Annotated in this window: 24 protein-coding genes and 2 tRNA genes; 4 read left to right on the top strand and 22 right to left on the bottom strand. The window is 58.6% G+C overall.

What is annotated here, in order from left to right; genetic code table 11:
• Nucleotides 1–20: 20 nt before the first annotated feature.
• From nusA to rlmE, 10 genes are all read right to left on the bottom strand, one after another.
• On the bottom strand, nucleotides 21–1,502 hold the full coding sequence (gene nusA / locus BM019_RS28660) for a transcription termination factor NusA (protein ID WP_007920878.1): 1,482 nt from the start codon (nucleotides 1,500–1,502) through the stop codon (nucleotides 21–23).
• A gap of 47 nt (nucleotides 1,503–1,549) precedes the next feature.
• Nucleotides 1,550–2,008 (bottom strand): ribosome maturation factor RimP, encoded by a 459-nt coding sequence (gene rimP / locus BM019_RS28655; protein WP_007920877.1) that lies wholly within the window; start codon nucleotides 2,006–2,008, stop codon nucleotides 1,550–1,552.
• A 130-nt stretch (nucleotides 2,009–2,138) separates the two neighbouring features.
• Nucleotides 2,139–2,215 (bottom strand) — tRNA-Met (locus tag BM019_RS28650).
• Between the two features lie 96 nt (nucleotides 2,216–2,311).
• A tRNA-Leu gene (locus BM019_RS28645) sits at nucleotides 2,312–2,397 on the bottom strand.
• A gap of 29 nt (nucleotides 2,398–2,426) precedes the next feature.
• Nucleotides 2,427–2,810 carry a preprotein translocase subunit SecG gene (secG, locus tag BM019_RS28640; protein ID WP_009042126.1) on the bottom strand — a complete coding sequence of 128 codons (384 nt, stop codon included), beginning with the start codon at nucleotides 2,808–2,810 and terminating at the stop codon, nucleotides 2,427–2,429.
• 4 nt (nucleotides 2,811–2,814) lie between these two features.
• A complete protein-coding gene (gene tpiA, locus BM019_RS28635; RefSeq protein WP_007920876.1) occupies nucleotides 2,815–3,570 on the bottom strand; it encodes a triose-phosphate isomerase in 756 nt (251 codons plus the stop codon).
• Nucleotides 3,571–3,636: 66 nt separating this feature from the next.
• On the bottom strand, nucleotides 3,637–4,974 hold the full coding sequence (gene glmM, locus BM019_RS28630; RefSeq protein ID WP_092422186.1) for a phosphoglucosamine mutase: 1,338 nt from the start codon (nucleotides 4,972–4,974) through the stop codon (nucleotides 3,637–3,639).
• 16 nt (nucleotides 4,975–4,990) lie between these two features.
• Nucleotides 4,991–5,842 carry a dihydropteroate synthase gene (folP, locus tag BM019_RS28625; RefSeq protein ID WP_092422183.1) on the bottom strand — a complete coding sequence of 284 codons (852 nt, stop codon included), beginning with the start codon at nucleotides 5,840–5,842 and terminating at the stop codon, nucleotides 4,991–4,993.
• A gap of 8 nt (nucleotides 5,843–5,850) precedes the next feature.
• The gene (ftsH, locus tag BM019_RS28620) at nucleotides 5,851–7,755 is read right to left on the bottom strand and encodes an ATP-dependent zinc metalloprotease FtsH (protein ID WP_009046930.1); all 1,905 of its coding nucleotides are present in this window, start codon (nucleotides 7,753–7,755) and stop codon (nucleotides 5,851–5,853) included.
• 201 nt (nucleotides 7,756–7,956) lie between these two features.
• The gene (gene rlmE, locus BM019_RS28615; protein WP_007920869.1) at nucleotides 7,957–8,586 is read right to left on the bottom strand and encodes a 23S rRNA (uridine(2552)-2'-O)-methyltransferase RlmE; all 630 of its coding nucleotides are present in this window, start codon (nucleotides 8,584–8,586) and stop codon (nucleotides 7,957–7,959) included.
• A gap of 106 nt (nucleotides 8,587–8,692) precedes the next feature.
• On the opposite strand from rlmE, the gene BM019_RS28610 reads away from it, so the two are divergent.
• On the top strand, nucleotides 8,693–9,001 hold the full coding sequence (locus BM019_RS28610; protein ID WP_007920867.1) for a YhbY family RNA-binding protein: 309 nt from the start codon (nucleotides 8,693–8,695) through the stop codon (nucleotides 8,999–9,001).
• 12 nt (nucleotides 9,002–9,013) lie between these two features.
• On the opposite strand, the gene BM019_RS28605 is transcribed toward BM019_RS28610, so the two are convergent.
• The 8 genes from BM019_RS28605 to grpE form a co-directional block, all read right to left on the bottom strand.
• Nucleotides 9,014–9,418: a hypothetical protein gene (locus BM019_RS28605; protein WP_062823700.1), complete on the bottom strand. Its 405-nt coding sequence runs from the start codon at nucleotides 9,416–9,418 to the stop codon at nucleotides 9,014–9,016.
• Between the two features lie 28 nt (nucleotides 9,419–9,446).
• Nucleotides 9,447–9,923: a transcription elongation factor GreA gene (greA, locus tag BM019_RS28600; protein WP_009042122.1), complete on the bottom strand. Its 477-nt coding sequence runs from the start codon at nucleotides 9,921–9,923 to the stop codon at nucleotides 9,447–9,449.
• A complete protein-coding gene (carB, locus tag BM019_RS28595) occupies nucleotides 9,920–13,141 on the bottom strand; it encodes a carbamoyl-phosphate synthase large subunit (protein ID WP_007920860.1) in 3,222 nt (1,073 codons plus the stop codon). The genes greA and carB overlap by 4 nt, the downstream gene beginning before the upstream one ends.
• Before the next feature lie 104 nt (nucleotides 13,142–13,245).
• Nucleotides 13,246–14,382 carry a glutamine-hydrolyzing carbamoyl-phosphate synthase small subunit gene (gene carA / locus BM019_RS28590; RefSeq protein ID WP_085529804.1) on the bottom strand — a complete coding sequence of 379 codons (1,137 nt, stop codon included), beginning with the start codon at nucleotides 14,380–14,382 and terminating at the stop codon, nucleotides 13,246–13,248.
• 258 nt (nucleotides 14,383–14,640) lie between these two features.
• Nucleotides 14,641–15,447, bottom strand: coding sequence for a 4-hydroxy-tetrahydrodipicolinate reductase (gene dapB, locus BM019_RS28585; RefSeq protein ID WP_092422180.1), 807 nt, complete (start codon nucleotides 15,445–15,447; stop codon nucleotides 14,641–14,643).
• Between the two features lie 10 nt (nucleotides 15,448–15,457).
• A complete protein-coding gene (gene dnaJ / locus BM019_RS28580; protein WP_009042118.1) occupies nucleotides 15,458–16,582 on the bottom strand; it encodes a molecular chaperone DnaJ in 1,125 nt (374 codons plus the stop codon).
• Nucleotides 16,583–16,906: 324 nt separating this feature from the next.
• Complete coding sequence (gene dnaK / locus BM019_RS28575; protein ID WP_009042117.1) at nucleotides 16,907–18,823, bottom strand: molecular chaperone DnaK; 1,917 nt, start codon at nucleotides 18,821–18,823, stop codon at nucleotides 16,907–16,909.
• 102 nt (nucleotides 18,824–18,925) lie between these two features.
• A complete protein-coding gene (gene grpE / locus BM019_RS28570) occupies nucleotides 18,926–19,492 on the bottom strand; it encodes a nucleotide exchange factor GrpE (protein ID WP_009042116.1) in 567 nt (188 codons plus the stop codon).
• Between the two features lie 252 nt (nucleotides 19,493–19,744).
• Here grpE and recN point away from each other — a divergent pair, with 252 nt between their 5' ends.
• The gene (gene recN / locus BM019_RS28565; protein WP_092422177.1) at nucleotides 19,745–21,418 is read left to right on the top strand and encodes a DNA repair protein RecN; all 1,674 of its coding nucleotides are present in this window, start codon (nucleotides 19,745–19,747) and stop codon (nucleotides 21,416–21,418) included.
• A gap of 90 nt (nucleotides 21,419–21,508) precedes the next feature.
• Here recN and fur read toward each other — a convergent pair whose 3' ends face one another.
• Nucleotides 21,509–21,913 carry a ferric iron uptake transcriptional regulator gene (gene fur / locus BM019_RS28560; RefSeq protein ID WP_007920840.1) on the bottom strand — a complete coding sequence of 135 codons (405 nt, stop codon included), beginning with the start codon at nucleotides 21,911–21,913 and terminating at the stop codon, nucleotides 21,509–21,511.
• Nucleotides 21,914–22,011: 98 nt separating this feature from the next.
• Between fur and BM019_RS28555 the strand changes: the two genes are divergently transcribed.
• Nucleotides 22,012–22,539 carry an outer membrane protein assembly factor BamE gene (locus BM019_RS28555; RefSeq protein WP_007920839.1) on the top strand — a complete coding sequence of 176 codons (528 nt, stop codon included), beginning with the start codon at nucleotides 22,012–22,014 and terminating at the stop codon, nucleotides 22,537–22,539.
• A 58-nt stretch (nucleotides 22,540–22,597) separates the two neighbouring features.
• Here BM019_RS28555 and BM019_RS28550 read toward each other — a convergent pair whose 3' ends face one another.
• The 3 genes from BM019_RS28550 to BM019_RS28540 are packed head-to-tail and all read right to left on the bottom strand — an operon-like array spanning nucleotide 22,598 to nucleotide 24,756.
• Nucleotides 22,598–22,918: an RnfH family protein gene (locus BM019_RS28550; protein WP_175510756.1), complete on the bottom strand. Its 321-nt coding sequence runs from the start codon at nucleotides 22,916–22,918 to the stop codon at nucleotides 22,598–22,600.
• On the bottom strand, nucleotides 22,911–23,345 hold the full coding sequence (locus BM019_RS28545) for a type II toxin-antitoxin system RatA family toxin (protein WP_007920838.1): 435 nt from the start codon (nucleotides 23,343–23,345) through the stop codon (nucleotides 22,911–22,913). Before BM019_RS28545 ends, BM019_RS28550 begins: the two co-directional genes overlap by 8 nt.
• A 7-nt stretch (nucleotides 23,346–23,352) precedes the next feature.
• Nucleotides 23,353–24,756, bottom strand: a complete 1,404-nt coding sequence (locus BM019_RS28540; RefSeq protein WP_092422171.1) for a sodium-dependent transporter — start codon at nucleotides 24,754–24,756, stop codon at nucleotides 23,353–23,355.
• A 117-nt stretch (nucleotides 24,757–24,873) separates the two neighbouring features.
• On the opposite strand from BM019_RS28540, the gene smpB reads away from it, so the two are divergent.
• Nucleotides 24,874–25,356 (top strand): SsrA-binding protein SmpB, encoded by a 483-nt coding sequence (gene smpB, locus BM019_RS28535; protein ID WP_009042112.1) that lies wholly within the window; start codon nucleotides 24,874–24,876, stop codon nucleotides 25,354–25,356.
• Nucleotides 25,357–25,420 lie beyond the last annotated feature (64 nt).

Genomic DNA, 25,420 nt, shown 5'->3' with positions numbered 1-25,420 from the left:
CTCTCCTCAGGCCGCGCCTATTACTCGAACCAATGGGCTCGGGCGGCCATGATCAACTTGCCGGCACGATCATCGTCAATGCCGTCGATGTCGAGCAGGTCGTCAATAGACTGCTCGGCCAGGTCTTCGCGGGTAATTACGCCGCGCACCGCCAGTTCCATCGCCAAATCCTTGTCCATACCCTCAAGCGAGAGCAGGTCTTCGGCCGGATGGGCGTCTGCCAGCTTTTCCTCAGTAGCGATGGCTTTAGTCAACAAGCGATCCTTGGCACGAGCGCGAAGCTCGTTGACGATGTCTTCGTCAAAGCCGTCGATGTTGAGCATTTCTTCCAACGGTACGTAGGCAATCTCTTCCAGGCTGGTGAAGCCTTCATCAACCAGCACCTGTGCCAGCTCTTCGTCGACTTCCAGCTCGTCGATGAAGTTGCGCAGGATGTCGCCGGTTTCAGCTTGCTGCTTAGCCTGGATGTCCGATTCGGTCATCACGTTCAGGGTCCAGCCAGTCAACTGGCTGGCCAGACGCACGTTCTGACCACCGCGACCGATGGCCTGAGCCAGATTGTCTGCGCCAACGGCGATGTCCATGGCATGGGCATCTTCGTCGACGATAATTGCCGCGACTTCAGCCGGCGACATGGCATTGATCACGAACTGCGCCGGGTTGTCGTCCCACAGAACGATATCCACACGCTCACCGCCCAACTCACCGGAAACGGCCTGGACGCGCGAACCGCGCATACCAATGCACGCACCCTGAGGGTCAATGCGCTTGTCTTTGGAACGGACCGCAATCTTGGCGCGCGAACCCGGATCACGGGAGGCAGCCATGACTTCGATCAGGCCTTCGGCGATTTCCGGCACTTCGATACGGAACAGCTCGATCAGCATTTCCGGCGCGGTGCGCGACAGGATCAGCTGCGGGCCGCGGTTCTCGGTGCGGATTTCCTTGAGCAGCGCACGAAGACGCACGCCAACACGGAAAGTCTCGCGGGAAATGATGTCTTCACGGGCCAACAGCGCTTCAGCGTTGTTACCCAGGTCGACGATCACATTGTCGCGGGTCACTTTTTTCACGGTGCCGGAGATGATTTCACCCAAGCGCTCGCGGTAAGCGTCAACGACTTGAGCACGCTCGGCTTCGCGGACTTTCTGCACGATGACCTGTTTGGCGGTCTGCGCAGCAATGCGGCCGAATTCGATCGACTCGATCTTTTCCTCGACGACATCACCGACTTTCGCACCCGGATGGGTTTCCTGGACCTTGCTCGGCCAGGTTTCCACAGCCGGATCGTCCAGATCGGCTTCCTCGACTACCGTCCAGCGACGGAAAGTCTCGTAAGCACCGGTGTGGCGATTGATTTCCACACGCAGATCGACTTCGTCCTCGAAACGCTTTTTGGTAGCAGTGGCCAGAGCCAACTCCAGCGCTTCAAAAATTACGCTTGCCGGTACACCCTTTTCATTGGATACCGACTCAACAACCAGCAGTACTTCTTTGCTCATCGTACGCCTCGCCTTTCGCAAGCCATTGGATCCGCGGGATCCGCGTCTCAGTCAAAACTGGGAATTATGTGGGCCTTGTCGATCATGTCGATCGGCAACAGGAACTCGTGGTCTTCCACCTGCACCACGACGTCCTGCTCCTCCACCCCGCGGAGAAGGCCCTGAAAATTACGCCGGCCTTCAAAAGGCGAGCGCAGCTTGATCTTCACTTGTTCACCGACATACTTGGCAAACTGTTCAAGGGTGAACAGCGGGCGTTCCATGCCAGGAGAGGAAACTTCAAGGGTGTATTCAACAGAGATCGGATCTTCGACATCCAGAACGCCGCTGATCTGACGGCTGACGATGGCGCAGTCGTCCACCAGCACACCGCCTTCTTTATCGATATAAACGCGCAACAGTGAGTGGCGACCTTGAGCCGAAAACTCGATACCCCAGCATTCATAGCCAAGGGCCACGACCACCGGGGCCAACAAGGCCTGCAACTGTTCTAGCTTGCTCGACACCTGAACCCCCTCGTGCATGCTTGTGCAAATAAAAAATGGGCGAAGCGCCCATCCCGGAAACGCCGTTGAATAGCGGCGTTATAAAGTGTCCAGCTAACAAAAAGCCCCTAAAAAGGGGCTCCGCTAAAACTGGTTGCGGGGGCCGGATTTGAACCGACGACCTTCGGGTTATGAGCCCGACGAGCTACCAGACTGCTCCACCCCGCGACAAAGCTGGGGCGGAAGTATACGACCGATCCCTTTTTGGGTCAATGTAACCTTCCACCTACAAGAAAGCCCGCAACAGCGGGCTCTCCTGATAATTGGTACCGAGAAGGGGACTCGAACCCCTACACCCTATGGGCACAACCACCTCAAGGTTGCGTGTCTACCAATTCCACCACCTCGGCATAGACTACGTTACTGCGTGAAACTCTTCTTACTTCTGCTCTTGAGCTGGAGGTACGTCAGTCGCATTGGTTGCCGACTTTTGCTCTTGGAGCACCGGGACATCATCAGAAGCCGGTTTTTGCTTTGGCGCTTCAAGCACCGCTGGATCTGGCAAACCTACTTGAGTCAGCTCATGAGCTTTCTCTTTAGCAAAGTAACCTAACCCCAAGCTGGTTATGAAAAAACCTGCGGCAAGTATAGCAGTAAACTTACTAAGAAAGGTAGAGGAACCTTGGCTTCCGAACACAGTATTTGAAGCACCTGCTCCGAAAGACGCGCCAGCGTCCGCACCTTTACCCTGCTGCAGCAATACCAGAGCTACTACGCCCAGCGCACCCAGCAGATGAAAAACGACTACGACTGTTTCCAGCATTTTTTCAGTTTCCCGCGGCGCGACAAATCGCACCGAACTCATCTGCATTCAGGGAAGCTCCACCAATGAGCCCCCCATCGATATCCGGCATGCCGAACAGTTCGACCGCATTGGCCGCCTTCACGCTGCCGCCGTATAGAAGCCGCACACCTCGTGCCACTTCAGAATTCTCTGCCGCCAACTGCGCCCGAATGGCTGCGTGCACATCCTGGGCCTGTTGCGGCGAAGCAGTCAGCCCGGTACCAATGGCCCAGACCGGCTCGTAAGCAATAACAGCATTGGCAAACGCGCCAACACCCAACTCTTCGATAATGCTGCCCAACTGACGCCCGACAACCTCAAGAGTCTTCCCGGCCTCGCGCTGTTCGAGGGTTTCCCCTACACACAAGACCGGCTTCAAGCCACAAGCCTGTGCTGCTGCGAATTTGCGATTCAGCGTACCGTCACGCTCACCCATCATCAGACGACGCTCGGAATGCCCAACCAGCACCAGGGAACAACCTGCATCCACCAGCTGACTCGGAGCAATCTCTCCTGTCAGCGCACCTTGCATGGGCTCCACCGCAGAGTTCTGCGCGCCGACCGAAATCGACTTGCCTTTCAAGCCATCAATCACCTGATTGATATACAAGCAAGGCGGGAATACCGCGACATCAACACCGCTAGGCAAGGCCAGATGACGCAGGCCATTGATCAGCTCAGCGACGCTGGCGCGGGTACCGTGCATTTTCCAGTTACCAGCTACCATAGGGCGACGCATGCTGTACCTCGTCGGTCAAAGTGGGCGCAGATGTTACCCAACCGCATCAACACTGGCAAGCCGAAATCAGGCAGAAACTTCCGCAACCAGTTTTGCCAGTTCGTCAGCATAGCCACGGACCTGGGCTTCATCATCGCCCTCGACCATGACGCGAACCAAAGGCTCGGTGCCCGACTTGCGCAGCAACACCCGCCCACGCCCAGCCATCGTGGTAGTGACGCGCGCGCAGGCCTCTTTCACAGCCGGATGCTCGACAGGATTGGCACCACCGCCAAAACGGACATTGACCAGAATCTGCGGACATTTGCGCAGCGCCTGACGCGACTGTGCCAAGCCTTCATCACGCCGTTTCAGTGCCATCAGCACCTGCAGGGCGGCAATGATCGCATCACCCGTAGTGGTGTGCTGGAAGCACACGATATGACCGGAGTTTTCACCGCCTACCAGCCATTGGCGCTCAAGCAGCTCGGCAATGACATAACGGTCACCGACATTGGCGCGCACGAATGGAATACCCAGATCAGCCAAGGCCAGCTCGAGCCCCAGATTGCTCATCAAGGTACCGACCACACCGCCCTGCAGCTTGTTACGCGCGTGCAGGTCCCGAGCAATGATGAACAGAAGTTCGTCGCCGTCGACGATGGCGCCTGTATGGTCGACCATCAACACCCGGTCGCCATCACCATCGAAGGCGATACCCAGATCGGCGTGCTCGGCCAATACCGCAGCCTGTAACTGCCCCATGTGGGTCGAGCCGCAATTGTCGTTGATGTTCAGACCGTTAGGCTGTGCGGAGAGCACCACCACTTCAGCGCCCAACTCACGAAAAACACTTGGAGCGACCTTGTAGGTCGCACCGTGGGCACAATCGACAACGATCTTCAGACCGGCAAAGCTGGTACTGGAAGGAACGCTGCTCTTACAGAATTCAATGTAACGGCCCGAGGCGTCATTGATGCGCGATACCTTACCCAGCTTGCTCGACTCCACCACCGTCATCGGCGCATCCAGCAACTCTTCGATCATCAGCTCAACTTCATCCGGGAGCTTGGTACCTTCACCCGAGAAAAACTTGATGCCGTTGTCATCGTGAGGATTATGCGACGCGCTGATCACAATCCCCGCCTCAGCATGGAAAGTGCGGGTCAAGTAGGCGATGGCAGGAGTAGGCATCGGACCCAGCAGCATTACATCCGCACCGGCAGCGGACAGGCCCGCCTCAAGCGCGGACTCGAACATGTAACCGGAAATGCGCGTATCTTTGCCCACCAACACACGACAGGCGCCCATACTGCGAAAGGCCATACCCGCAGCCCAGCCCAGCTTGAGCATGAAATCGGGAGTAATAGGGTACACGCCCACACGACCGCGAATGCCGTCAGTGCCAAAGTATTTCTTGCTCATAAGTGCTCCATCATTCTTATTCGGCTGATTCCACAGCTGTAATCATCCGCACGACATCCACCGTCTCGGCCACATCATGGACCCGCAGGATCTTTGCCCCTTTGGACATTGCCAGAGCGGCAAGAGCCAGCCCGCCATACAGCCGCTCGCCGACGGAGCGACTCAATGCCTGACCTATCATGCTCTTTCGTGAAACTCCGACCAGCAGAGGTCGACCAAGGGCATGCAGGGCATCCATATGCTTGAACAGGCTCAAGTTGTGCTGCAGGGTCTTTGCGAAGCCAAAACCCGGATCCAGAATGATCCGTTCCGACCCGATACCCACTGCAGCACACTGAGCCATACGGTCAGCCAGGAATACCCCCACTTCCTTGGTTACATCCCGATACTGCGGATTGTCTTGCATATCGCCAGGCTCACCGAGCATATGCATAAGACAGACCGGTAAACCTGTGGCCGCTGCAGCATCCAGCGCGCCATCCCGCCGCAACGAGCGGACATCATTGATCAATCCCGCGCCCAGGCGCGCAGTTTCGCGCATGACTGCAGGCGTGGATGTATCGACCGAAATAATGACATCCAGTTCACGATGGATGCGTTCGACGATAGGTGCTACCCGCTCAAGCTCTTCAAGCGGCGATACCGCCCGCGCACCAGGACGAGTGGACTCGCCCCCCACATCGATGAGCGTCGCGCCCGCCAGCACCATACCTTCGGCATGGCGCAAGGCAGCATCAAGCTGACTAAAACGGCCACCATCGGAGAAGGAGTCGGGAGTTACATTAAGAATGCCCATGACATGCGTATGGGCCAAATCAAGAACCCGGTTGCCGCAAGGCAACCGGGTCGAGGACGACATAGAAGTCATTTCAAACCTTAGTGGTCAGCAGCCGGGCCGCCGATCGGTGTCTCTGGACGTTCGTTCTGCACCACCGGAGGTGTGGTACCCGAGCCGCCCTCCCAATCGCGAGGCTCGCGAGGGGTACGACCAGCCATGATGTCGTCGATCTGCTCGGCATCGATGGTTTCATACTTCATCAAGGCATCGGCCATCGCATCCAGCTTGTCGCGGTTATCCGTGAGGATTTGCTTGGCAGTGCCATAGCACTGGTCGATGATGCTACGAACTTCGGAGTCAATCAGCTTGGCGGTTTCCGCAGACAGGCTTGCATGCTGGCTGCCAGCACTGCGCCCCAGAAAGACCTCGCCCTCTTCTTCGGCGTACATCAACGGACCCAGTTTTTCGGAAAGCCCCCACTTGGTCACCATGTTCCGCGCAATCTGACTGGCGCGCATGATGTCGTTGGAAGCTCCGGTTGTTACACCGTCAAAGCCCAACGTCATTTCTTCAGCGATACGACCGCCGTAGAGCGAGCAGATCTGACTGATCAGCGCACGCTTGGACAAGCTATAGCGATCCTCTTCCGGCAGGAACATGGTTACACCCAGAGCCCGACCACGCGGGATGATCGAAACCTTGTAGACCGGATCATGCTCAGGCACTACGCGACCGACGATAGCGTGACCCGCTTCGTGATAAGCCGTGTTCTGCTTTTCCTTCTCGGACATGACCATGGATTTGCGCTCCGCGCCCATCATGATCTTGTCTTTTGCCAGTTCGAACTCTTTCATCTCGACGATGCGCTTGCCACTACGGGCAGCGAAGAGCGACGCTTCGTTCACCAGGTTGGCCAGGTCGGCACCAGAGAAGCCGGGCGTACCGCGGGCAATCACTGCCGGGGCGACATCTTCACCCATAGGCACTTTACGCATGTGAACCTTCAAAATCTGCTCACGGCCACGGATATCTGGCAGACCGACCACGACCTGGCGGTCGAAACGACCTGGACGCAGCAGCGCCGGGTCCAGCACATCAGGACGGTTGGTGGCGGCAATAACAATGATGCCGTCGTTCATTTCAAAGCCATCCATCTCTACCAGCAGCTGGTTGAGAGTCTGCTCGCGCTCATCATGACCACCCCCCATGCCGGCACCACGATGGCGACCAACGGCATCGATCTCGTCGATGAAGATGATGCAAGGGGCATGTTTCTTGGCCTGCTCGAACATATCGCGAACACGGCTGGCACCCACACCAACGAACATTTCGACGAAGTCGGAACCGGAAATGGTAAAGAACGGAACCTTGGCTTCACCGGCGATGGCCTTGGCCAGCAAGGTCTTACCGGTACCCGGCGGGCCAACCATCAGCACGCCGCGAGGAATACGACCGCCCAGGCGCTGGAATTTGCCCGGATCGCGGAGAAACTCAACCAGTTCACCCACTTCTTCCTTGGCCTCGTCGCAACCCGCGACATCCGCCAATGTGGTTTTCACTTGATCTTCGGACAACAGGCGCGCCTTGCTCTTACCGAAGCTCATCGGCCCGCCCTTGCCACCAGCACCACCCTGCATCTGCCGCATGAAGAACATGAAGACGGCGATGATCACCAGGATCGGGAAGCTGGCGACCAGCAGTTGGGTCCAGATGCTTTGCTGCTCAGGCTGCTTGCCTTCGACGACCACGTGGTTATCCACCAGGTCACCGATCAGGCCGTTGTCCTGAATCGCAGGACGAATGGTCTTGAAGCTATCGCCATCGTTGCGCTTGCCGGTAATCACATAACCATCAACGGCTACGCGCTCGACCTTGCCATCCTTAACTTGCTGGATAAAGTCGGAATAGTTGAGGGTCTGCGGCTCGTTAGGGCTGGAGAAGTTGTTCATCACCGTCACCAGGACAGCCGCGATGATCAACCACAGGATCAGATTCTTTGCCATATCGTTCAATTAACTACCCTCTGAAGCAAGCTCCGCTGCTGGCGCGCGCTTCGCATGATATTCACCGACCTAACTTACTACATTACCTACAGCTCTGGCAGGCGCTGTCTGTAACCCTTTGTGAAACCCAGGTTACACAATATTCGCTTAAGCCCCTGGGGCGAAATACGAAAAAACTATCAACCCGGTCAAAAACAACCTTTACTCGATACGCCCGCGAAAGCCACGTCCCAGCAGATACTGCTCGCGAGAACGATCACGGGAAGAACTCGGTTTGCGCATCACCACCTTGTCGAACATCTTGCGAACGTTCTTGTGGTATTCGTCGAAACCTTCTCCCTGGAAAATCTTTATCAGGAAGTCGCCACCGGGACGCAGAACCCGCCCCGCCAAATCAAGTGCCAACTCGCACAGAAACATCGCCCGCGGCATATCTACGGCAGGCGTACCACTCATATTGGGGGCCATATCGGAAATCACAAGGTCCACCTGGGAATTTCCGACTGCCTCGAGGATTTGAGCCAACACTGCATCTTCGGTGAAGTCGCCCTGAATGAAGGTGACATCAGGGATGCTATCCATTTCCAGAATGTCGGAAGCGATCAGTCGCCCCTGCCCGCCGATCAGACGACTGGTCACCTGCGACCAGCCCCCTGGTGCCGCGCCCAGATCGATAACACTCATTCCAGGACGGATCAGGCGATCCTTTTCCTGGATTTCCAGCAGCTTGTAGCTGGCACGCGAACGGTACCCATCTTTTTGCGCCATTTTGACGAATGGGTCGTTGAAGTGCTCTTTCAGCCAGTTATGGCTTGTCTTGGAACGGGCCACGGGCCACCTCAAAAAATAAAACGGGTCGTGATTAACTGGGCGGTCCCGGACGCGCTCGGGTAAACTGGCCGCCGCTTTTTACAAGATCAGACGCAGGGGTCAGATTATGCCGCTCACTCAAGAGCAGAAGAAACAGTACAAATCCATTGGCCACCATCTGAAACCAGTATTGACTGTGGCTGACAACGGTTTGACCGAAGGTGTGTTGGCCGAACTTGAACGCGCCTTGAGCGATCATGAGCTGATCAAGATCAAGCTCAACATCCTCGAACGCGAGTCCCGCCTGGAAGCCATTGCCGAACTGTGCAAGGCCGGCAAAGCGGATCTGGTGCAGGTCATCGGCAAAATGGCGTTGATTTATCGCAAGAACGCCAAGGTAAACAAGCAACTGTCCAACGTCCATCGCTTCCACTGACGTCGACAGGGGTCAAGGGCGTGCTTCGCGCGCCCTGCCACTCCACCCAGGCACCGGCTGCAAGACCAGCACCAGACCGGAAAAAGCCAAGACAAGATAGCTGAACAACTGCCAGCGCTCGACATCCGACAGCCCGAAGCGCACCACGAAATACATCGTGCACGCACATAACGCCACCAACAGCAGTTGACCTCGCATATCCCGCCACAGGCTCGCCAGCCCTTCAGCACGTACCAATACCAGCATCTGAAGAACGATGCATACCGCCGAAAAACCAACCAGCAGCGCACTCAGCACATTACCGATCTCTTCGATCAGCAGCGGCGCCAGGCCAATCTGGCCCAGCACCGGCAACAAGCCGACATGCAACAACCACACACCACCGACCCACAACATCTGAGTCAGTTGCCAAAGCATGGCGCCTGCATTCAGCAGGCGCCCTCGTTCAGATGTGGCGGACTTCGACAATCTCGTACTCGATCACGCCGCTAGGCGTTTTAACGGCAACCACATCACCCTCTTCCTTGGCGATCAAGGCACGGGCAATGGGCGAGCCTACAGAGATCTTTCCGAGCTTGATGTCAGCCTCATCCTCACCAACGATCTGGTAAGTGACGCTCTCATCAGTTTCAACGTTGGCGATTTCGACGGTAGTGCCGAAAATCACCTTGCCTGTATGAGGAATGCTCGTCACATCGATGACAACCGAGTTTTGCAGGCGGCCTTCAATATCCCGGATGCGCGCTTCAACCATTCCCTGCTCCTCGCGGGCAGCATGGTATTCCGCGTTTTCCTTGAGATCACCGAGTTCTCGGGCCTCACCGATGGCCTGGCTCAAGCGTGGCCGCTCGACCTTGCTGAGGAACGTCAACTCTTCTTCCAGGGCCTTGGAGCCCTGGACGGTCATTGGGTATTTATTCATGCCTTCAATCCTGCATGTAGATCCTGCAAGCGGCGCACGGTCTTTTCCGGACCGAACTTGAGCGCTTCACAGATGGCCTCGCCCGCAGCAATGGTGGTGGTGCAGTAGATCTTGTGCTGCAAGGCGTTACGACGAATGGAATAAGAGTCAGCGATCGACTGACGACCTTCGGTGGTGTTGATGATCAGCGTGACTTCGTCATTCTTGATCATGTCGACCACGTGCGGACGACCTTCAGTCACCTTGTTCACGCGGCGCACCTTCAGGCCTGCCGCCTCGATCAGCTTGGCAGTACCGGCAGTGGCGACCACTTCGAAGCCCAAGTTGATCAGATCACGAGCCACGCCCGCAACCAGCGGCTTGTCGTCGTCACGTACGCTGATGAATGCGGTACCACCAGTCGGCAGCACTTCGCTAGCGCCCATCTGGGCCTTGGCGAAGGCTTCGCCGAAAGTGTCACCGACACCCATCACTTCGCCGGTCGACTTCATCTCTGGGCCGAGGATCGGGTCGACACCCGGGAATTTGGCGAACGGGAACACCGCTTCCTTGACACTGTAGAAGTTAGGAATGATTTCCTTGGTGAAGCCCAGCTCTTTCAGGGTCTTACCCGCCATGACGCGCGCGGCGATCATCGCCAGGGAGACACCGATGCACTTGGAAACGAACGGCACGGTACGGGAAGCACGCGGGTTCACTTCGATGACATAGATCTGCTCGCCCTGCAGGGCCAGCTGCACGTTCATCAGGCCGACCACGCCCAGCTCCAGGGCCATCTTCTTGACCTGTTCGCGCATCTCGTCCTGGATGTGCGCAGGCAGCGAGTACGGCGGCAGCGAGCAAGCGGAGTCACCGGAGTGCACGCCAGCCTGTTCGATGTGCTGCATGATCGCGCCGATCACCACATCCTTGCCGTCGCAGACCGCATCCACATCCATCTCGATGGCGCAGTTGAGGAAGTGGTCCAGCAGCACCGGGCTGTCGTTGGACACTTGCACCGCTTCACGCAGGTAGCGCTTGAGTTCTTCTTCTTCGTAAACGATTTCCATCGCCCGGCCGCCCAGTACATAAGACGGACGCACCACCAGCGGGTAGCCGATCTTGGCCGCGGCACGAATCGCTTCGTCTTCGCTGCGCACGGTGGCGTTTGGCGGCTGACGCAGGTTCAGGCGCTCGACCATCTGTTGGAAGCGTTCGCGGTCTTCGGCACGGTCGATGGCATCAGGGCTGGTACCGATGATCGGCACGCCGGCCGCTTCCAGGGCACGCGCCAGTTTCAGAGGAGTCTGGCCGCCGTACTGGACAATCACGCCTTTTGGCTTCTCGACGCGGACGATTTCCAATACGTCTTCCAGGGTCACCGGCTCGAAGTACAGGCGATCCGAGGTGTCGTAGTCAGTGGAAACGGTTTCCGGGTTGCAGTTGACCATGATGGTTTCGTAACCATCGTCACGCAGCGCCAATGCGGCGTGCACGCAGCAGTAGTCGAACTCGATACCCTGGCCGATACGGTTCGGACCGCCACCCAGGATCATGATCTTGTCGCGACCCGAAGGTGCCGCCTCGCACTCTTCCTCGTAAGTCGAGTACAGGTAGGCAGTATCGGTGGCGAACTCGGCCGCGCAGGTGTCGACGCGCTTGTAGACCGGGAACACTTCCAGCTTATGACGGTGGGTACGCAGGTTCTTCTCGGTCACGCCCAGCAGCTTGGCCAGACGCTGGTCGGAGAAGCCTTTGCGCTTGAGGCGGAACATCAGGTCGCGGTCGATGGCCGACAGCCCCAGCGTCTTGACCTTCTCTTCTTCCTTGATCAGGTCTTCGATCTGCACCAGGAACCAAGGATCGATCATGTTCATGCCGAAGATCTGCTCGACGGTCATGCCGGCACGGAAGGCATCAGCCACGTACCAGATACGCTCGGCGCCCGGCACGGTCAGCTCGCGCTTGAGCACGTTCATGCTTTCCGGGTTGCTCAAGTCGAGCTTCGGATCCAGACCGCAGACACCCACTTCCAGGCCACGCAGCGCTTTCTGCAGGGATTCCTGGAAGGTCCGGCCGATGGCCATCACTTCACCCACCGACTTCATCTGAGTGGTCAGGCGGGCATCGGCCTTGGCGAATTTCTCGAAGGCGAAGCGTGGCAGCTTGGTCACGACGTAGTCGATGGACGGCTCGAAGGACGCCGGGGTCTTGCCACCGGTAATGTCGTTCGACAGCTCGTCCAGGGTGTAACCCACGGCCAGCTTGGCGGCGACCTTGGCGATCGGGAAGCCGGTGGCTTTCGAAGCCAGGGCCGAAGAACGGGATACCCGCGGGTTCATCTCGATCACCACCATGCGGCCAGTGTTCGGGCAGATGCCGAACTGGACGTTGGAGCCACCGGTTTCCACGCCGATCTCACGCAGTACCGCCAGGGAGGCGTTGCGCAGGATCTGGTATTCCTTGTCGGTCAGGGTTTGCGCAGGAGCCACGGTGATCGAGTCACCGGTGTGCACGCCCATCGGGTCGAAGTTTTCGATCGAGCAAACGATGATGCAGTTGTCCTTCTTATCGCGGACCACCTCCATCTCGTATTCTTTCCAGCCGATCAGCGATTCGTCGATCAGCAGTTCCTTGGTCGGCGACAGGTCCAGGCCACGGGCGCAGATTTCTTCGAACTCTTCACGGTTGTAGGCGATACCGCCACCGGTGCCGCCCATGGTGAAAGACGGGCGGATGATGCACGGGAAGCCCAGCTTCTCGAGGACCGCATTGGCCTCGTCCATGCTGTGGGCGATACCGGAGCGCGGGCACTCCAGGCCGATCGCCTTCATCGCGGTGTCGAAGCGCGAGCGGTCTTCGGCCTTGTCGATGGTGTCGGCATTGGCGCCGATCATTTCCACGCCGAACTTCTCCAGAACGCCTTCACGCTCCAGGTCCAGGGCGCAGTTCAACGCAGTCTGGCCACCCATGGTCGGCAGCAGAGCGTCCGGACGCTCTTTCTCGATGATCTTGGCAACGGTCTGCCACTTGATCGGCTCGATGTAGGTAGCGTCGGCCATGGCCGGGTCGGTCATGATGGTCGCCGGGTTGGAGTTCACCAGGATGACCCGGTAACCCTCTTCGCGCAGGGCCTTGCAGGCCTGGGCGCCGGAGTAGTCGAATTCGCAAGCCTGGCCGATCACGATCGGGCCAGCGCCGAGAATCAGGATGCTTTTAATGTCTGTACGTTTTGGCATGGGTTGTCACTCAAATCCGCAGGTCAGTCGGCAAGCCGTCTTGATCAAATCTCTGAAGCGCTGAAGGGGCCACCGATGCCGGGGCCACCTTCAGGGGCGAGCACTCAGCGTCGCTTGGCCATCTCGTTGATGAAACGATCGAACAGCGGCGCCACATCGTTCGGGCCCGGGCTCGCTTCAGGGTGGCCCTGGAAGCTGAATGCGCTCTTGTCGGTACGTTCGATGCCTTGCAGGGTGCCGTCGAACAGCGATTTGTGGATCGCCCGCACGTTGCCTGGCAGGGTGGCTTCGTCCACCGCAAAACCGTGGTTCTGGCTGGTGATCATCACTACACCGCTGTCCAGGTCCTGGACCGGGTGGTTGGCACCGTGGTGGCCGTGGCCCATCTTCACCGTCTTGGCGCCGGAGGCCAATGCCAGCAGTTGGTGGCCCAGGCAGATACCGAAGACCGGGATCTCGGTTTCCAGCACATCCTTGATCGCCTGGATGGCGTAATCGCAAGGCTCGGGGTCGCCAGGGCCGTTGGACAGGAACACACCGTCAGGCTTGAGTGCCAGGACGTCGCTGGCCGGAGTTTGCGCAGGCACTACGGTCACTCGGCAACCACGCTCGACCAGCATGCGCAGGATGTTCAGCTTGACGCCGTAGTCGTAGGCGACCACGTGGTACGGCAGCTCGGAAGCCTCGATAGTCGGATGACTGTCGGTCTTCAGGCTCCAGACGCTGGAGCGCCACTCGTAGGTTTTCTTGGTGCTGACGACCTTCGCCAGATCCATGCCTTTCAGACCAGGGAAGCCGCGCGCTGCGGCAATCGCCGCTTCGTCGGAGATATTGTCGCCGGCCATGATGCAGCCGTTCTGCGCGCCTTTCTCGCGCAGGATGCGCGTCAGGCGACGGGTGTCGATACCGGCGATCGCCACAACGTTGTTGGCTTTCAGGTAGTCGGACAGGGACAGGGTATTACGCCAGTTGCTCGCAACCAGTGGCAGGTCGCGAATCACCAGACCGGCCGACCAGACACGATCGGACTCGGCGTCTTCCGGCGTGGTGCCGGTATTGCCGATATGCGGGTAAGTCAGGGTAACGATCTGTTGGGCGTAGGAAGGATCGGTAAGGATTTCCTGATAGCCGGTCATTGCGGTGTTAAACACCACCTCACCAACGGTTTGACCGTCGGCTCCAATGGCTTCGCCGCGAAAAATGCTGCCATCAGCAAGGGCGAGTATGGCTGGCTTAGTCAAGAAGACCTCCCGTAAATAAAGCCTGAAAGGGCGATCGCAGGTTGTAAAAAAGCGGAGTGACGTATGGACACGTCACCCCGCTTCTTCACCGAATTATTCTGCGCGCTTTTAGTGGACACACTAAAGCTGTAGCTTACAGAAAAAGGCTTTTTTGGTCCACCGCTAAAGAGCCTTAAAGGCAGAGGAATGCGACAGAGCATCGCTTAGCGGGGTAAAACAGGGCTCAAGCGCGAAGCCTAGCCCTGTTTTGGATGCATCTCAACGCAGATCCAGCACATCCTGCATGTCATAAAGACCCGCCGGACGACCGTCCAGCCACAACGCAGCACGTACCGCACCCTTGGCGAAAGTCATGCGGCTGGAAGCCTTGTGGGTAATCTCCAGACGCTCGCCCTCAGCAGCGAACAACACCGTGTGATCACCCACCACATCACCACCCCGGACCGTGGCGAAACCAATGGTCTCACGCTCACGAGCACCCGTATGGCCTTCACGGCCATACACCGCGACCTTCTGCAGATCACGCCCCAGCGCATCGGCAATCACCTCGCCCATGCGCAAGGCCGTCCCCGAAGGCGCGTCGATCTTGTGCCGGTGATGCGCCTCGATGATTTCGATGTCCGCATCATCGCCCAGCACACGGGCGGCCATGTCGAGCAGCTTCAGCGACAGATTGACGCCAACGCTGAAGTTGGCGGCGAACACGATCGGAATATCCTTGCCGGCCTCGGCCAGCATCTGCTTTTCCTTGGCGCCCAACCCCGTGGTACCGATCACCATGGCCTTGCCCGCCTTGCGACAGAATGCCAGGTTCTTCAGCATCACTTCCGGAAGCGTGAAATCGATCAACACATCGAATTCGTCGGCAACCTTTTCCAGGCTGTCGGACATTGGCACACCAATGCGCCCCAGCGATGCCAGCTCGCCAGCATCGGCACCGACCAAGGAACTGCCAGGCCGCACGATCGCCGCGGTAAGCCCGGAGAGCGGCGAACGCTGTTGCACGGCCTCCACCAGGTTCTTACCCATGCGCCCTGCGGCGCCCATCACAGCTACACGTCGCATGCTTCGCTCCTTATAGATCGCCGAAGAAGCGCTTCACGCCTTCGAACCAGCCAGTGGTTTTCGGCGAATGGGTATTGTCGTCCGCCAGGGAACCACGCAGCTCTTCGAGCAGCTCACGCTGACGGCGACTCAGGTTCACCGGCGTTTCCACCGCAACCCGGCACATCAAGTCGCCAGCACCGCCGCCACGCACCGGCGCCACACCCTTGCCACGCACACGGAACTGCTTGCCGGTCTGGGTGCCCTCAGGAATCTTCAGTTTGACCCGGCCATCCAGCGTCGGGATTTCCAGCTCGCCGCCCAGCGCCGCATCAACGAAGCTGATAGGCACTTCACAGAACAGGTGCTTGCCGTCGCGCTGGAAGATCGCGTGCTCACGCACATTGATCACCACATACAGGTCACCCGTAGGGCCGCCCTGGGTCCCCGCCTCCCCTTCGCCAGACAGACGAATGCGGTCGCCGGTATCGACACCCGCCGGCACTTTCACCGACAGCGTCTTGTACTCTTCGACGCGGCCTTCGCCGTGGCAGGAGTCGCACGGGTCGGAAATGATCTTGCCCTGGCCATGGCAACGCGGGCAGGTCTGCTGCACCGAGAAGAAGCCCTGCTGCATGCGCACCTGACCGATACCGCCACAGGTCGGACAGGTAACAGGCGAGGAGCCTTTCTTGGCGCCCGAGCCGTCGCAAGGCTTGCAGTTGACCAGCGTCGGAACACGGATATTCACGGTGGTGCCGCGCACCGCCTCTTCCAGGTTCAGCTCCAGGGTGTAGCGCAAGTCGCTGCCACGCTGAGCCCCGCCACGGGAGCCGCCACGACCACCGCCAAAGAAATCACTGAAGACATCGCCAAAGATGTCGGAGAAGTTCTGGCCACCGAAGCCGGCACCACCACCGCCCATGCTCGGATCGACACCGGCATGACCATATTGGTCATAAGCCGCGCGCTTGCTCGAGTCAGACAATACTTCGTAAGCCTCGTTGGCCTCCTTGAACATATCTTCCGACGCTTTGTCGCCGGGATTACGGTCCGGGTGGTGCTTCATCGCCAGGCGGCGGTAAGCCTTTTTCAGGTCGGCTTCGCTCGAGCCTCGCTCCACACCCAATACTTCGTAATAGTCACGCTTTGCCATAAGTCTTCACACTCTTGAGGACGTTCGACAATGCTCTCCTGAGCCTCGCCAAACTCGTTGAGCCCCAATACAGGCCCGGACCCAACTCACGTCAATTCAACGATCCTGGTCTTGGATAGACGACCAACAGACTGGCCGACAACTGCGGTAATCCCGAACGGAAAGCAGGAGCATTTCCGACCGTACCGCCAGCGCGCGAAAAGAGTCGCACACCGTAAAAAATTCGCTTGCTCCAGACACGCCAACGCGGGAGCAAGCTCCCGCGCGGCGACATCCTACCAGTCACCGCACAAAGGCAGTCAACCGGCCGACCAACAAGCAGTCTTACTTGTGGTCTTTTACTTCTTCGAACTCGGCGTCGACGACGTCGTCGGCTTTCTCGGCCGACTCGGCCTGCGAAGCTGCGCCTTCTGCCGGCTGAGCCTGCTCGGCGTACATCTTCTGAGCAACCGGAGCCGACACTTTCGACAGTTCTTCGACCTTGGCGTCGATAGCAGCCTTGTCGTCGCCTTTGATAGCAGCTTCAAGGGCAACCACGGCGGCTTCAATCGCAGCCTTCTCTTCAGCAGTCACTTTGTCGCCCGCATCAGCGATCATCTTGCGAGTCGAGTGAACCAGGGCATCGCCTTGGTTACGCGCGCTGGCCAGCTCTTCGAACTTGCGGTCTTCTTCGGCGTTGACTTCAGCATCACGAACCATCTGCTGAATTTCCTCCTCGGACAGACCGGAGTTGGCCTTGATCACGATCGACTGGGTCTTGCCGGTCGCCTTGTCTTTCGCACCTACGTGCAGGATGCCGTTGGCGTCGATGTCGAAGGTCACTTCGATTTGCGGCACGCCACGTGGAGCTGGTGGAATCTCGGCCAGGTCGAACTTGCCCAGGGATTTGTTCTGCGCGGCTTGCTTACGCTCGCCCTGCAGCACGTGAATGGTCACTGCGCCCTGGTTGTCGTCGGCAGTCGAGAACACTTGCGATTTCTTGGTAGGAATCGTGGTGTTTTTCTCGATCAGCGCGGTCATCACGCCGCCCATGGTTTCGATACCCAGGGTCAGCGGGCTGACGTCCAGCAGCAATACGTCTTTCACGTCACCGGCCAGTACCGCGCCCTGAATGGCAGCGCCCATGGCAACGGCTTCGTCCGGGTTCACGTCCTTGCGTGCTTCTTTACCGAAGAAATCGGTCACCAGCTTCTGCACCAGCGGCATGCGGGTCTGACCGCCGACCAGGATCACGTCGTCGATCTTGCTGACGTCGATACCGGCGTCCTTCATGGCGATGCGGCAAGGCTCGATGGTGCGCTGAACCAGGTCTTCAACCAGCGATTCCAGCTTGGCGCGGGAGATCTTCACGTTCAGGTGCTTAGGACCGGTGGCGTCTGCGGTGATGTACGGCAGGTTGACGTCGGTCTGCTGGCTCGAGGACAGCTCGATCTTGGCTTTTTCAGCGGCTTCTTTCAGGCGCTGCATGGCCAGCGGGTCACCCTTGAGGTTCATGCCGCTTTCTTTCTTGAACTCGTCCACGAGGTAGTCGATCAGACGAATGTCGAAGTCTTCACCACCGAGGAAGGTGTCACCGTTGGTTGCCAGTACTTCGAACTGGTGCTCGCCATCGACTTCAGCGATTTCGATCACGGATACGTCGAAGGTACCGCCACCCAGGTCATAAACGATCACGGTGTGATCGCCCTTGGCCTTGTCCATGCCGTAAGCCAGAGCGGCCGCGGTCGGTTCGTTGATGATACGTTTTACGTCCAGGCCCGCGATGCGGCCGGCGTCTTTGGTCGCCTGGCGCTGGCTGTCGTTGAAGTAGGCCGGAACGGTGATCACCGCTTCGGTCACAGCCTCGCCGAGATAGTCTTCGGCGGTCTTCTTCATTTTCTTGAGGATTTCAGCCGAGATCTGTGGCGGAGCCATTTTCTGGCCGTTCACTTCAACCCAGGCGTCGTTGTTGTCAGCCTTGACGATCTTGTAAGGGACCATCTGGATGTCTTTCTGTACGACTTCTTCGTCGAAACGGCGACCAATCAGACGCTTCACCGCGTACAGGGTGTTGTGCGGGTTGGTCACGGCCTGACGCTTGGCCGATTGGCCAACCAGGATTTCGCCATCGTTGGCGTAAGCGATGATGGACGGCGTGGTACGCGCGCCTTCAGCGTTTTCGATAACTTTTACGTTGCCGTTTTCAAGAATGGAGACGCAGGAGTTGGTAGTCCCCAGGTCGATACCGATAATTTTGCCCATGTTAACTCTCCCGAAACTTTAGATTTTGTTGCCGCAGCAGTGGTGGCCGACTGCGGTAGCACTTAAACGCTTGACCTATAAATGGGGGCCCTGCGCGCGATTTCAAGCCTTCTCGTCAATCGAAGGCGAAACCGGTGCGGGTGCCTTGCTGACCACGACCATGGCCGGGCGCAGCAGGCGACCGTTGAGCTGATAGCCCTTCTGGAACACCTTGAGAACACTGTTCGGCTCGACGTCGGCACTTTCCTGCATGGCCATCGCCTGGTGCTGTTCAGCGTTGAACGGTTCGCCATGCGGATCGATCGCTTCCAGCTGATAACGCTTCAGGGTGTCCTGGAACATCTTCAGGGTCAGTTCGATACCTTCACGCATCGGGCGAATGCTTTCGTCGTCCGGGCTGGACAACTCAAGACCGCGCTCGAGACTGTCGATCACCGGCAGCAGGTCGCCAGCAAAACGCTCGAGGGCGAATTTGTGAGCTTTTTCTACATCCTGCTCGGCACGGCGGCGGACGTTCTGCAGATCGGCCGCAACACGCAGTGCCTGATCCTGAGCGCCAGCCAACTGCTCTTCGAGCACTTGCACACGAGCCGCCAGATCTTCGCCCGAAGTCTCGGGGGCCTGATTGGCGTCGAGATTTTGCGTATCCAGCGTCTGTTCGTCAGCCATAAAATTCTCCTTTCAATATCGTCCGCGAGCTCAACTCACGCTTCTGCCCCGATATATGGGGTCGCATTTTCCAGGTTCAAGGGCCGTGCCCTCGGCAAAAATCATTGGACGCCCCCAAACGCCGGTCGCTAACTATTCCCGCACACGATAAAAAAATCCGCCAAGCAAGCGAATCGAGCTAAGGGCGGGCATTGTCAGCCGAAAACAAAACACTGTATAAATAACCAGACCTAAAGCTTGGGAGCGGCCTTTATGCTGGTGCACCTGTCCGTACACAACTACGCCATCGTTGAACATCTCGATCTGGAACTGGATCGCGGGATGAGCGTCATCACGGGTGAAACCGGTGCCGGCAAATCGATCATGCTCGACGCCCTGGGGCTGACCCTGGGTGATCGCGCCGACAGTGGCGTAGTACGCCCAGGTGCCGACAAGGCCGACATTCTCGCCACCTTCGACCTGGAAGACATTCCCGAAGCCCGCACCTGGCTCGCCGAACGCGACCTGGACAACGACAGCCCATGCATCCTGCGCCGGGTCATCACCGCCGAAGGCCGTTCCCGCGGCTACATCAATGGCTCCCCGTGCCCGCTAGGCGACCTCAAGGCCCTCGGCGAACTGCTGATCGACATCCACAGCCAGCATGAGCACCAGTCGCTGCTGAAAACCGATACCCACCGCCGCCTGCTCGACGAATACGCCGGTGCCACCGACCTGGCTCGCCAGGTATCGCTGGCAGCCCAGCGCTGGCGCCAGACCCGCCAGGAACTGGAGCGCCTGTCCAACTCCGGGGACGAGCAGCGGGCGCGCCACCAGCTCCTCAGCTATCAGCTGGAGGAACTGGAGAACCTGGCCCTGGGCGAAAACGAACTCGAGCAACTGGAACTCGAACACAAGAACCTGACCAATGCCGAAAGCCTGCTGGGCATCTGCCGGCAGGTCGTCGAGCATTGCAGCGAAAGTGATTCGGGCAACGTCCTCAGCGCGCTGACAGCGAGCCTCAATCGCCTGTCGAGCATCGGCAACACCTCCGGCGCCCTGGCGGAAGCCACCAACCTGCTGGCCAGCGCGCAAATCCAGGTCGAAGAGGCCGTCGGCGAACTGAATCGCTTCGTCGACCATTTCGATGCGGACCCGGCGCGCCTGCAACAACTGGAGGAGCGGTTGGACGCCATCTATACCCTGGCCCGCAAACACCGGATCCAGCCCACCGAGGTGGCAGCCATGCAGCAGAAACTGCTGGAGGAAATCGAAACTCTGGATGCCAATGACGAATCCATTGAGCGCCTGGGCGATGAGCTGAAATCCTTTGCCCGGCACTATCACGAAAAAGCCAGGGAGCTAAGCGAGCTGCGCCAGCAGGCCGCAACCAGCCTGGCCAGCGCCGTCGAACAGGAAATCCAGCGCCTGGGCATGCCTGGCGGCCGCTTCACCATCGAACTGCACGCCAACAGCGGCGATGAACTGCAGCCCAACGGCCTCGAGCAGGTCGAGCTGTTGGTCAGCGCCAACCCCGGCCAGCCGCTCAAGGCCCTGGCCAAAGTGGCATCCGGGGGCGAACTGTCGCGGATCAGCCTGGCAATCCAGGTGATTACCGCACAGACCTCTCGTGTCCCGACCCTGGTATTCGACGAAGTGGACGTCGGCATCGGCGGCCCGACCGCGGAGATCGTCGGCCAACTGCTACGTCGCCTCGGCGAGCGCGGCCAGGTATTGACGGTCACCCACTTGCCGCAGGTGGCAGCCCAGGGCCATCAACATCTTTTTGTGCACAAGGTGCGCGGCAGCGATGCGACTCACACCGCGGTTTCCAAACTGGGCAAGACCGAGCGAATCGAAGAGGTAGCGCGGATGCTGGGCGGCATCGACCTGACCAAGGAGTCGCTGGCCCACGCGAAAAAAATGGTGGTTACCGCCAAGGCTTGAGTCCCTGCCACTTTAATAAAGAGCAGAAAGCACGAAGGCGACCCTTGGGTCGCCTTCGATCGTTTCGCGGACTATGTCCGCGCGACATGCTTATTTCTTCGTGCGTACGTACAGCACCAAGTTGTGATCCACCAACTCGAAGCCATGCTTCTCGACAATCGCCTTCTGAAGCTTCTCGATTTCTTCGTCGAAGAATTCGATCACCTCACCGGAATCCACGTTGACCATGTGGTCGTGGTGACCGCCGTCAGCCAGTTCGAATACAGCATGACCGCCATCAAAGTTGTGGCGCACCACAAGGCCTGCTGCTTCAAACTGGGTCAGAACACGGTAAACCGTGGCCAGACCGACATCCTCGCCTGCTTCCATCAGCGCCTTGTAAACATCCTCGGCACTCATGTGTCGCTGCTCGGCGGAATCGAGCATTTGTAGAATTTTGACCCGTGGCAGAGTCACTTTAAGGCCGGCTTTACGTAGTTCGCTATTTTCAACCATGGTCAGCTTTCTCGCGGATGCTGCTTCGCAGCTCCTCTTAATGCGGGTATGATCGGGGTTTACGTTGTCCCAGCCAAGATAGTGGAAGTCGCCCACCGATGCAAAACACCAAGCTCTTGCTAACCAGTTTCACCTTCGTGGGACTGCTCGCACTCGCCGGTTGTTCATTCCCCGGGGTTTACAAAATCGACATCCAGCAGGGCAATGTCGTCACGCAGGACATGATAGACCAGTTACGCCCGGGAATGACCCGCCGGCAAGTACGGTTTATCATGGGCAACCCTCTGTTGACCGACACGTTCCACGCCGATCGCTGGGATTATCTGTACAGCCTGCAACCCGGTGGCGGTGAACGCCAGCAGGAGCGCGTCAGCGTTATCTTCAACGGTAACGACCAACTGGTCAGCCTTTCCGGTGACTTCATGCCTGGCGTAAGCCGCGACGAAGCCATCCTGGGCAAGGACAGTGGCACCACCGTGACCGCCCCTACTGAAAACGCCGAACAGCCAAAACCGGAAAAACCGGCCAAGCCTGGCTCTCTGCTCGATCAGATCCAGAAGGACGTCGACAACGTCGAGACCGTTCCGGTGCCAACACCAGAACCTCTGGACACCTCGCCGCAATAATTTGTGGCGGAATAAAAAAGCCCGGCGAGTCCGGGCTTTTTGTTGCCTGTCGATTTGCTCAGGACTCTGAAGTACGAGCCCGGGCCTGCGCCGCCTTTGCCGCGCGCAGACGTCGGACCTCTTTAGGGTCAGCCAGCAGCGGGCGGTAGATTTCGATGCGATCGCCCGCCCGAACCGGCTGCTTCCCTGGGTCCGCAACCGCTTTGCCAAAGATCCCCAGCGGACAACTGTCCAGATCCAATTCTGGAAATTGCGCGCCTATCCCGGAGCCTTTCACTGCCGCACGAACAGTGGTCCCCGTTGGCACCGCAACACTGAGCAATACCTGCCGGTCGACCGCGGCATACACCACCTCGACTTCGATCATTGGCTCAAGCATGCAACTGCTTGGCCCGCTGACAAAACGCATCGACCAGGGTGTTGGCCGCCTGGTTAAACAAAGGCCCCAAGGTCGCGCGAACCAGTGGACCGGCGTAGTCGAACGACAAATCCAGGCTGATCTTGCAGGCCTTCTCACCCAGCGGCTTGAAAATCCACACGCCGTGCAACTGGTTGAACGGCCCTTCTTCCAGGTTCATCTCGATCGACTGGCCCGGCACCAGAGTATTGCGCGTCACGAAATGCTGGCTGAGCCCGCCCTTGGCAACGGCCAGGCTGGCGCGCATCTGCACCTCGCTGCTCTCCAGCACCTCGGCCGACGAGCACCAGGGTAAAAACTCCGGGTAGCGCGCCACGTCATTGACCAGGTCGTACAAAAACTGCGCCGGATAAGGCAACAGGGCCGAGCGTTGAATATGTGTCGTCATGTCAGCGTCATTTCCACAACTGGGCGGCAAACACTATAAGAATGCCGATGGGCGCCACATAGCGCATCAAAAACAGGGTCAGGGCAAAAAGCAGCGGGCTGCGAATCGACAGCTCATCACGAACCGCCTCGCGCCCCATCACCCAACCCGCGAACACCACAAAGCAGAGGCCACCCAAGGGCAACATGATCCGCGAGGTGAAGAAATCGATCACCCCGAAGAAATCCAGACCACCCGCCGCTCCCCATTGGTAGAGGTGGAAAACCCCGCCTTCGTTCACGAAAAACTTGGCCTGCTGCCAGATATTGAAGGAGAACACCGTTCCCAATCCGACGAACCAGCAGATAAACGCCAGCCAGAATGTCACCCAGCCCCGGCGGATTCGAGTCCGCTCCACCAGGTAAGCCACCATCGGCTCCAGCAGCGAGATCGCCGAGCTCCAGGCGGCAATGGCCACCAGGACAAAAAACACCACGCCCATCAGCTGGCCGAACGCCACATTACCAAAGGCAAAAGGCAAACTGACAAACATCAGCCCCGGACCTTCACTTGGGTTCAACCCCGCGGCAAACACGATCGGGAACAGCGCCAAACCCGCCAGCAGCGAAACGAAGGTATCCAGCAGCGCCACGCCGACAATAGTGCCGGAAATGGACGAATGCTTCGGCATGTAAGCGCCGTAGATCATGATGGAACCGACACCGACGCTCAGGGAAAAGAACGCATGCCCCATGGCCGGCAACAGGCCGTCGAGCAGCTTGTCGGTGCTGAAGTCGAACATGAAATGCACGCCTTCCATGAAATGCCCGGTGGTCAGGCTGTAACCCAGCAGGATCAGCAGCATCACGAACAACAGCGGCATCATGATCCGCAGGCTGCGCTCAAGCCCGGCCACCACGCCCCTGGCGATGACCACCGCCGACAACAGCATGAACAGCGTGTGCCACAGCGTCAGCCGCCAGGGGTCGGCAATCACCGTTCCGAAATAGGCGCCGACCTGATCCGCCGTCACGCCCTGGAAATCACCACGCCCCATATCGATGATGTAGTCCAGCGACCAACCACCAACGACGCTGTAGAAGGAAAGAATCAACAAGGCGGTGATCATTCCGGCGAACGCGCCCCAGGACCACTTGGCCGAATGCCCCGCCTCCAGGGCCAGCGCCTTCAAGGCATTGGCCGGGCTTTGCCGGGCGCGACGGCCGATCAGGGTTTCCGCCAGCATCACCGGCACACCGATCAGCGCGATGCAGGCGAGAAATACCAGGACAAAGGCGCCGCCACCGTAGACGCCGACCATATATGGGAATTTCCAGATACTTCCCAGGCCCACGGCAGAACCAGTCGCAGCGAGTATGAAAACCCAGCGACTGGCCCAGCCGCCGTGGACAGAAACCTTGTCCGTCGACATCAAAAACGCGCCCAACCGAGAAAAAAGAGGGCGCATTGTCCGGGATTCACTCAACCTGCTCAAGCACGCAGCTTCACCGTAGCCGACACGCGTGCAACTGCCTATAATGCCGCCCCTATGGCTAAACAGAAGAAACACCCAACAGGGACCATCGCGCAAAATAAAAAGGCGCGTCACGATTACTTCATCGAACATCGGTTCGAGGCTGGCATGGTCCTGGCCGGCTGGGAAGTAAAGAGTCTGCGTGCGGGCAAGGCACAACTGGTCGACAGTTACGTGCTGCTCAAGGACGGCGAAGCCTGGCTGCTGGGCAGTCACTTCACGCCACTGACCACTGCCAGCACCCATGTGATCGCCGACCCCGTGCGCTCGCGCAAACTGCTGCTCAACAAGCGCGAGCTGGAGAAGCTGTTCGCGGCCGTGCAGCAGAAAGGCTATGCCTGCGTGTGCCTGTCGCTCTACTGGAGCAAGCACATGGTCAAGTGCGAGATTGCACTCGGCAAGGGCAAGAAGGAATACGACAAGCGTCATACCGAACGCGAGCGCGACTCCGATCGTGAGCTGCATCGCGCGGTGCGCAACAAGGGCAAGGAAGAGTAACGCTCTTCTGCCTTGATGCCATGATCGCGAGCCAGCTCGTTCCTACCAGGAGCGAGCTGGCCAG

The organism is Pseudomonas sp. NFPP07 (genome assembly GCF_900115645.1).
Lineage (GTDB): Bacteria > Pseudomonadota > Gammaproteobacteria > Pseudomonadales > Pseudomonadaceae > Aquipseudomonas > Aquipseudomonas chlororaphis.
The sequence above is the reverse complement of the archived record's forward strand: the minus strand, read 5'-3'. Positions and strand labels throughout refer to the sequence as shown.

What these genes read in the sequence shown, in the direction of transcription:
- tpiA (WP_007920876.1), bottom strand. Translation starts at nt 3,570, where the DNA reads ATGCGTCGCCCTATGGTAGCTGGTAACTGGAAAATGCACGGTACCCGC.
- BM019_RS28555 (WP_007920839.1), top strand. Translation starts at nt 22,012, where the DNA reads ATGCAAAACACCAAGCTCTTGCTAACCAGTTTCACCTTCGTGGGACTG.
- folP (WP_092422183.1), bottom strand. Translation starts at nt 5,842, where the DNA reads ATGACTTCTATGTCGTCCTCGACCCGGTTGCCTTGCGGCAACCGGGTT.
- dnaJ (WP_009042118.1), bottom strand. Translation starts at nt 16,582, where the DNA reads ATGGCAAAGCGTGACTATTACGAAGTATTGGGTGTGGAGCGAGGCTCG.
- nusA (WP_007920878.1), bottom strand. Translation starts at nt 1,502, where the DNA reads ATGAGCAAAGAAGTACTGCTGGTTGTTGAGTCGGTATCCAATGAAAAG.
- smpB (WP_009042112.1), top strand. Translation starts at nt 24,874, where the DNA reads ATGGCTAAACAGAAGAAACACCCAACAGGGACCATCGCGCAAAATAAA.
- carB (WP_007920860.1), bottom strand. Translation starts at nt 13,141, where the DNA reads ATGCCAAAACGTACAGACATTAAAAGCATCCTGATTCTCGGCGCTGGC.
- BM019_RS28550 (WP_175510756.1), bottom strand. Translation starts at nt 22,918, where the DNA reads ATGCTTGAGCCAATGATCGAAGTCGAGGTGGTGTATGCCGCGGTCGAC.
- glmM (WP_092422186.1), bottom strand. Translation starts at nt 4,974, where the DNA reads ATGAGCAAGAAATACTTTGGCACTGACGGCATTCGCGGTCGTGTGGGC.
- BM019_RS28610 (WP_007920867.1), top strand. Translation starts at nt 8,693, where the DNA reads ATGCCGCTCACTCAAGAGCAGAAGAAACAGTACAAATCCATTGGCCAC.
- fur (WP_007920840.1), bottom strand. Translation starts at nt 21,913, where the DNA reads ATGGTTGAAAATAGCGAACTACGTAAAGCCGGCCTTAAAGTGACTCTG.
- grpE (WP_009042116.1), bottom strand. Translation starts at nt 19,492, where the DNA reads ATGGCTGACGAACAGACGCTGGATACGCAAAATCTCGACGCCAATCAG.
- ftsH (WP_009046930.1), bottom strand. Translation starts at nt 7,755, where the DNA reads ATGGCAAAGAATCTGATCCTGTGGTTGATCATCGCGGCTGTCCTGGTG.
- BM019_RS28545 (WP_007920838.1), bottom strand. Translation starts at nt 23,345, where the DNA reads ATGACGACACATATTCAACGCTCGGCCCTGTTGCCTTATCCGGCGCAG.
- dapB (WP_092422180.1), bottom strand. Translation starts at nt 15,447, where the DNA reads ATGCGACGTGTAGCTGTGATGGGCGCCGCAGGGCGCATGGGTAAGAAC.
- recN (WP_092422177.1), top strand. Translation starts at nt 19,745, where the DNA reads ATGCTGGTGCACCTGTCCGTACACAACTACGCCATCGTTGAACATCTC.
- greA (WP_009042122.1), bottom strand. Translation starts at nt 9,923, where the DNA reads ATGAATAAATACCCAATGACCGTCCAGGGCTCCAAGGCCCTGGAAGAA.
- secG (WP_009042126.1), bottom strand. Translation starts at nt 2,810, where the DNA reads ATGCTGGAAACAGTCGTAGTCGTTTTTCATCTGCTGGGTGCGCTGGGC.
- BM019_RS28605 (WP_062823700.1), bottom strand. Translation starts at nt 9,418, where the DNA reads ATGCTTTGGCAACTGACTCAGATGTTGTGGGTCGGTGGTGTGTGGTTG.
- BM019_RS28540 (WP_092422171.1), bottom strand. Translation starts at nt 24,756, where the DNA reads ATGTCGACGGACAAGGTTTCTGTCCACGGCGGCTGGGCCAGTCGCTGG.
- dnaK (WP_009042117.1), bottom strand. Translation starts at nt 18,823, where the DNA reads ATGGGCAAAATTATCGGTATCGACCTGGGGACTACCAACTCCTGCGTC.